The sequence below is a fragment of the Arthrobacter sp. 135MFCol5.1 genome (assembly GCF_000374865.1).
GTDB lineage: Bacteria > Actinomycetota > Actinomycetes > Actinomycetales > Micrococcaceae > Arthrobacter.
The window spans coordinates 1-4,970 of the sequence record NZ_KB895481.1 but is presented as its reverse complement, the minus strand read 5'-3'; the positions used below and the strand labels follow the sequence as shown (position 1 = coordinate 4,970).

Annotated in this window: 2 protein-coding genes and 1 rRNA gene; all 3 read right to left on the bottom strand. The window is 65.4% G+C overall.

Annotated elements, in window-relative coordinates:
- Positions 1 to 574 precede the first annotated feature (574 nt).
- The 3 genes from C563_RS0120690 to rrf all read right to left on the bottom strand — a co-directional run bounded on the left by C563_RS0120690 (position 575) and on the right by rrf (position 4,903).
- The gene (locus C563_RS0120690) at positions 575 to 3,607 is read right to left on the bottom strand and encodes a glycoside hydrolase family 2 TIM barrel-domain containing protein (protein ID WP_018763982.1); all 3,033 of its coding nucleotides are present in this window, start codon (positions 3,605 to 3,607) and stop codon (positions 575 to 577) included.
- Positions 3,608 to 3,703: 96 nt separating this feature from the next.
- Positions 3,704 to 4,711 carry a LacI family DNA-binding transcriptional regulator gene (locus C563_RS0120685; RefSeq protein WP_018763981.1) on the bottom strand — a complete coding sequence of 336 codons (1,008 nt, stop codon included), beginning with the start codon at positions 4,709 to 4,711 and terminating at the stop codon, positions 3,704 to 3,706.
- A gap of 75 nt (positions 4,712 to 4,786) precedes the next feature.
- Positions 4,787 to 4,903, bottom strand: a 5S ribosomal RNA gene (gene rrf, locus C563_RS0120680).
- Positions 4,904 to 4,970 lie beyond the last annotated feature (67 nt).

Below are 4,970 nucleotides of genomic sequence, written 5' to 3'. Positions count from 1 at the left end.
CTCCGTTGAAGTAAAACAGACACAACCAAGCAGGTGGAAATAACACCACACCCGGCTGCACAAAATTTGAAACCAGCTGTAAAAACCAGACCACACCACGGGGTGGCGGATCCAGTCAATTCAACCAATCCATAAAACAATTGGTATCAACAAACTTGGCACACTATTGAGTTCTCAAACAACAGACACACCCGGCACCACCACAACCAAAAACCAGTCGCAGATCGCTCCGGAGCAACTTTCCAAACTTACCCGATCCCCCACCCCAACGCAAATCCATCACTCAGGACCCACACCAGGAAGAAGACCACCCCAACCCACCAGGCTCGCCACAAAGCGAACCATTTTCCAGGCCGTTCAGAAGGGGGTTTTCGCCGCTATCTTTCCGCATCAGCGGCGGCGACTCAGAAAACAATACACGCCCACCAACCCCACCGCAAATCCAGGAACAGGGGGCTCCGTACACTGCCGGAAACCGCGAATTTCCGCGGTTTCCGGCAATGCTGACCGTGCCCTCTGAGTACCTTCGAGGGTTTGGAGCCGATGTCGGGTGGCTCACATTCCCGGAGTGGCCTCAGCCGTGGACTTGGAGGAGGACCTCAAACTCAGCTTCGCGGGGCTTCAGCCGGTAGGGCTCCAGGACGCCGGGACCACAGGCCGCGGTGCCAACGCCCCGCCGGGCGTGATCAATGTAAACGTAGCTGCGTCCGTCCGGAATGAGGTCGGGACGATGCGTCGCTGCTGCGAGGACGTCCATGCCGTAGGGCCTGACGGTCAGCGCAAAGGGCTCTCCGGAGAGTTGCAGCTGCTTGCCGCCGGTTTCGAGAACCGCCTGCCGTACGGAGCCGCGCGCCCCGGACTCCTGCGGCCGGACATAATCTACATCCCAGCCGGCGAGCGGCAGCTCGAACCACCCCACCCGCGCTCCCTGGCCGGTGTCGGGGTAACTCTGGTGCGGTCCCTGCCCGAACCAGTTCACCGTGGTTGTCTCGACCGCCAGGACCAGCTCCAGACCGATTCGCGCCCATTCGATGTCGAAGCCGGCGTTGACCCAGTCCCCTGCCGGCTTAACGCGGGTGCGCAGTGCCAGTGCTCCGGAGTTGCTGGTCCACAGGTAATCAACCAGCACTCCGTACTGCTTGTCCGCAATGCCAACGCGGGTGCTGACACGGAGTTGTTCCCCGCCCCCTGCCGCGGGTTCTGCCGTGATGCCCAACAGGCGTGTGTGGAGGCGGTCAAGACCTGCGTCCTTCCACTGGGTGGCAAGCGGCCGCTCGTCGGTGCTCCCCCATTCCCGGCCCAGGTCGTTGTCAGTGGGTGCCCACCACAGGACCAGCCCCAGTTTGTCGACGGGAAGGCCGCCGATGGACGTGGGCATGCCGGTGGCCCGGTTGAACCGGGCGTTGCCAAGTTTCAGCTCGTCGTCCATGACCTCGACACCGTCCACGGCGGGCAGCCGGGGATCCTGGGTCCCAAAACGGGCCGCCTGGCCCCAGGCGACCTCGTGGCCGGCCCCTGCCCAGGCCGTATCGGAAGCAAGCACCGCGCTCACCGTCAGCACGGCAGACTGGCTGGATGCCGGCGCGGCAGCATACCGGGCAATCTCCGTCGGCAGCTCGACGACGGCCTCGGACTGGGGCGCTATCGGCGCAACGGCCACGGACCCCTCCACCTGGGTGTCGCCGTCGGCCACAACTGTGTACCGGAAGCTGAAGGCGGACGTGTCCGCAAAGTCCTGGCCGTTCCGCACGGTGAAGCGGGCCCAATCCTGCCCGACCTCTATGCGCAGCGGCTCGATGACCTTCTTGAAGTCCAGCAGCCCGGGGCGGGGCTTGCGGTTGGCGTCAACCAAACCGTCAGTGACGAAGTTTCCATCGTGGATCTCTTCGCCAAAATCCCCGCCGTAGGCGAAATGTTCGCTGCCATCCGCGTCCGTCACGGTGATGCCGTGCTCCAGCCACTCCCACACGAAGCCGCCCATCAGCCGTGGGTATTTGTCGAACAGTTCCTGGTATTCGCTCATGCCACCGGGCCCGTTGCCCATGGCATGGACGTATTCGCAGAGCACAAACGGCATGGCGCGGCGCCTGGCGTCCAGTTCGGCGTTCTCGAGGGGCGGTTCGATTCCTTGGCCGATCAGCGCCGTCTCGGCCTGGCTGGCGTACATCCGGGAGTAGACGTCAACGTCGGGCGAAGACCAGTCGCCTTCGTAGTGGATGGGGCGCGACGGATCGCGGTCCTTGGCCCAGCGGGACATGGCGGCAAGGTTCCGGCCCGTGCCAGCCTCGTTGCCGAGCGACCACATGATGACTGACGGATGGTTCTTGTCGCGTTCCACGGTCCGCTCCATCCGGTCCACCAGGGCTTCCTCCCACTGCGGATCGTCGCTGGGGTTCTGCGCCCATCCGGCCCCCACGAATCCATGCGTCTCGAGGTCGCATTCGAGGACCACATAGAACCCGAGCTGGTCTGCCAGGGCGAGGAATTCCGGATGCGGCGGGTAATGCGAGGTGCGGATCGCGTTGATGTTGTGTTGCTTCATCAACCGCAGTTCCGCCTCCACCACATCCCGCGGCACCACGCGGCCCAGCCTGGGGTGGTGTTCATGGCGGTTTACGCCGCGAAGCAGGATGCGCCGGCCGTTGACTTTGAACTGGGCGTCTTCGATGGTGATGCTTCGGAATCCCACCTGCACGGATGCTGTCTCACCGGGGGTGCTGACGGTGGCGTCATACAGGTGCGGCTGCTCCGCCGACCACGGCGCCACGCCCGGGACAGTATGTTGGGCCCCGGAGGGGAGTTCCAGGCCGAGTTCAGGGATGCGGACGACGGCGTCAATCGCCTTGCCGGCCCGGGTCACCTCGACCCTCAGCGTGCCGTGACCCGTCGCGTGGTCGTAGTCCGCGTGGACGAACAGATCGTCGAGGCCGTCAGTGGGCCGCGCTTGAAGGGTCACGTCCCGGAAGATCCCCGGAAGCCACCACATGTCCTGGTCCTCCACGTAGCTCGCGGCGGAGAACTGGGCCACCCGCACCGCCAGGGTGTTGGCGCCTTCCACCAGGATGCCGGACACGTCGAATTCGTGGGCCAGCCTGCTGCCGCGGGTGGTTCCGAGTTCAACACCGTTCAGCCATACCGTCCCGGCGTTGTCGATGCCGTCGAACCGCAACAGCGCGTGCGGGAAGAACTCCGGGCCCGCCTGGAAGGTCACCAGGTGGTCACCGATGGGGTTGGCTTCCTGGACGAACGGCGGTTCCACGGCGAAGGGGAACTGGACATTGGTGTAGGCCGGGGATCCGTGGCCGTGCATGCTCCAGCTGGAAGGGACAGGCAGCGGGACGAAACCGGCCAGGTGCGTGCCGTGCTGCCACCCGTCGTTGGGCGCAGTCCGGATTCCAGGGCTCAGCCTGAACTGCCAGTTACCGTTGAGGGACAGCCTGGGCGCGTCCGTTGCCAGGTAGGAGCGCGCGGGCAGGCTTCCGCGTCCCGGCGCCAGCGAGGCCAACTCCCGGACCTCTTCCTGGCCAAGCTCCAGGTTGGGGGTGGAGTGTGTGGCGCCGCGGGGGTCCTGGCCGCCATCACTGGCGGCGGGGGTGTGGAGTGCCATGGTCTTCCTTGCTGCAGGTGTGGTTGACTGGGTTGCGTGAACGTTCACGCGGATGCGGTTAAAGCCTATCCGCTGCGCGCGCCTTTGAGTAGGGGCCTAGGCGGACTGGCGGAGGACCAGCTCGTGCCGAAGGATCAGATGCGCCTCGGTCCCGCCTTCCGCGAGCGAGCCCGAGAGGAGTCCTTCGAGGAGGCCGACGGCGGCACGTCCGACGGCTCGCAGGTCCAGTGCGAGGGTGGTCAGCTCAGGGGTGAGCAGTTCTCCGAGCGGTATCCCGTCCATTCCGATGACTGCGCAGTCGCCCGGCACGGCGTTGCCGGAGGCCTGCAAGGCTTTAAGCGCACCGGCGGCCATGAGGTCGTTGAAGGCAAGGATCCCGTCAACGGGTTCTGCTCGGCCAGCCAGGAGGGCCACGGCCGCCTTGGCGGCCGCCGCGGAGGGCTCGGCCTGGAAGCGGGTGAGCTGCATTCCCGCTTCCTCGGCGACGGCTGCTGCTGCCGCGCTCCGACTGCCGGCGGGCGCTCCCTGGTTCGAGTCCAGGAAGGCGACGTTCGTGCAACCCCTGCCGGCAAGGTGCGCAAGTGCCAGCCTCGCGGCGTGGTGGTAGTCGAACGAGATGCGGCCGGCGGTTCCCGCGTCCGGTGAGTCCAGGGCGACGACGGGCCGGCGGCCCATCAGCGCCTGCGCCTCGTCCGCGTGTGGCGCGAGGTAGCCAATAAGGGCGTCCACCTGGGGTGCGAGCCTGGCAGCGGCGTCGGCGGCACTGCCGGTTCCGTGCCCGTAGTCATCAACCACGACGTTCCAGCCGCGCCCGGTGGCTGCCTCCACCACGCTGGACGCAAACGCGGGGAAATATGGGTTGGTCAGGTCCGGGATGGCGAGGCCAATCGATACCTTCGCCCCCTGGACCAACCCCTTGGCGAAGCGGCTGGGGCTGTAGCCCAGCTCCGAAGCGATCCTTTGGACGCGTTCACGGGTCTCGGGGCTGATCCCGGCCATATCGTTCATGGCACGGGTTACGGTTTGCCGGGAGACGCCGGAGGCAGCGGCAACATCGAGGATGGTGGCCCGTTTGCCCTTGGGGCCCGTGCTTCGGGGAGTCATAGACGGTAAGTCTAGGTGGTGTTTTTAAATGTGGGAGGCCCCAACCGTGTGGTTGGGGCCTCGACCAATGTGTGTGTCCGGCGGTGTCCTACTCTCCCACACCCTCCCGGGTGCAGTACCATCGGCGCTGTGGGTCTTAGCTTCCGGGTTCGGAATGGGACCGGGCGTTTCCCCCACGCTATGACCGCCGTAACCTTGTTACCCGTCCCAACCCTGGGGTTGGTGGGAAGACTGTGGTTACAACATGTGTGGTGTTGTT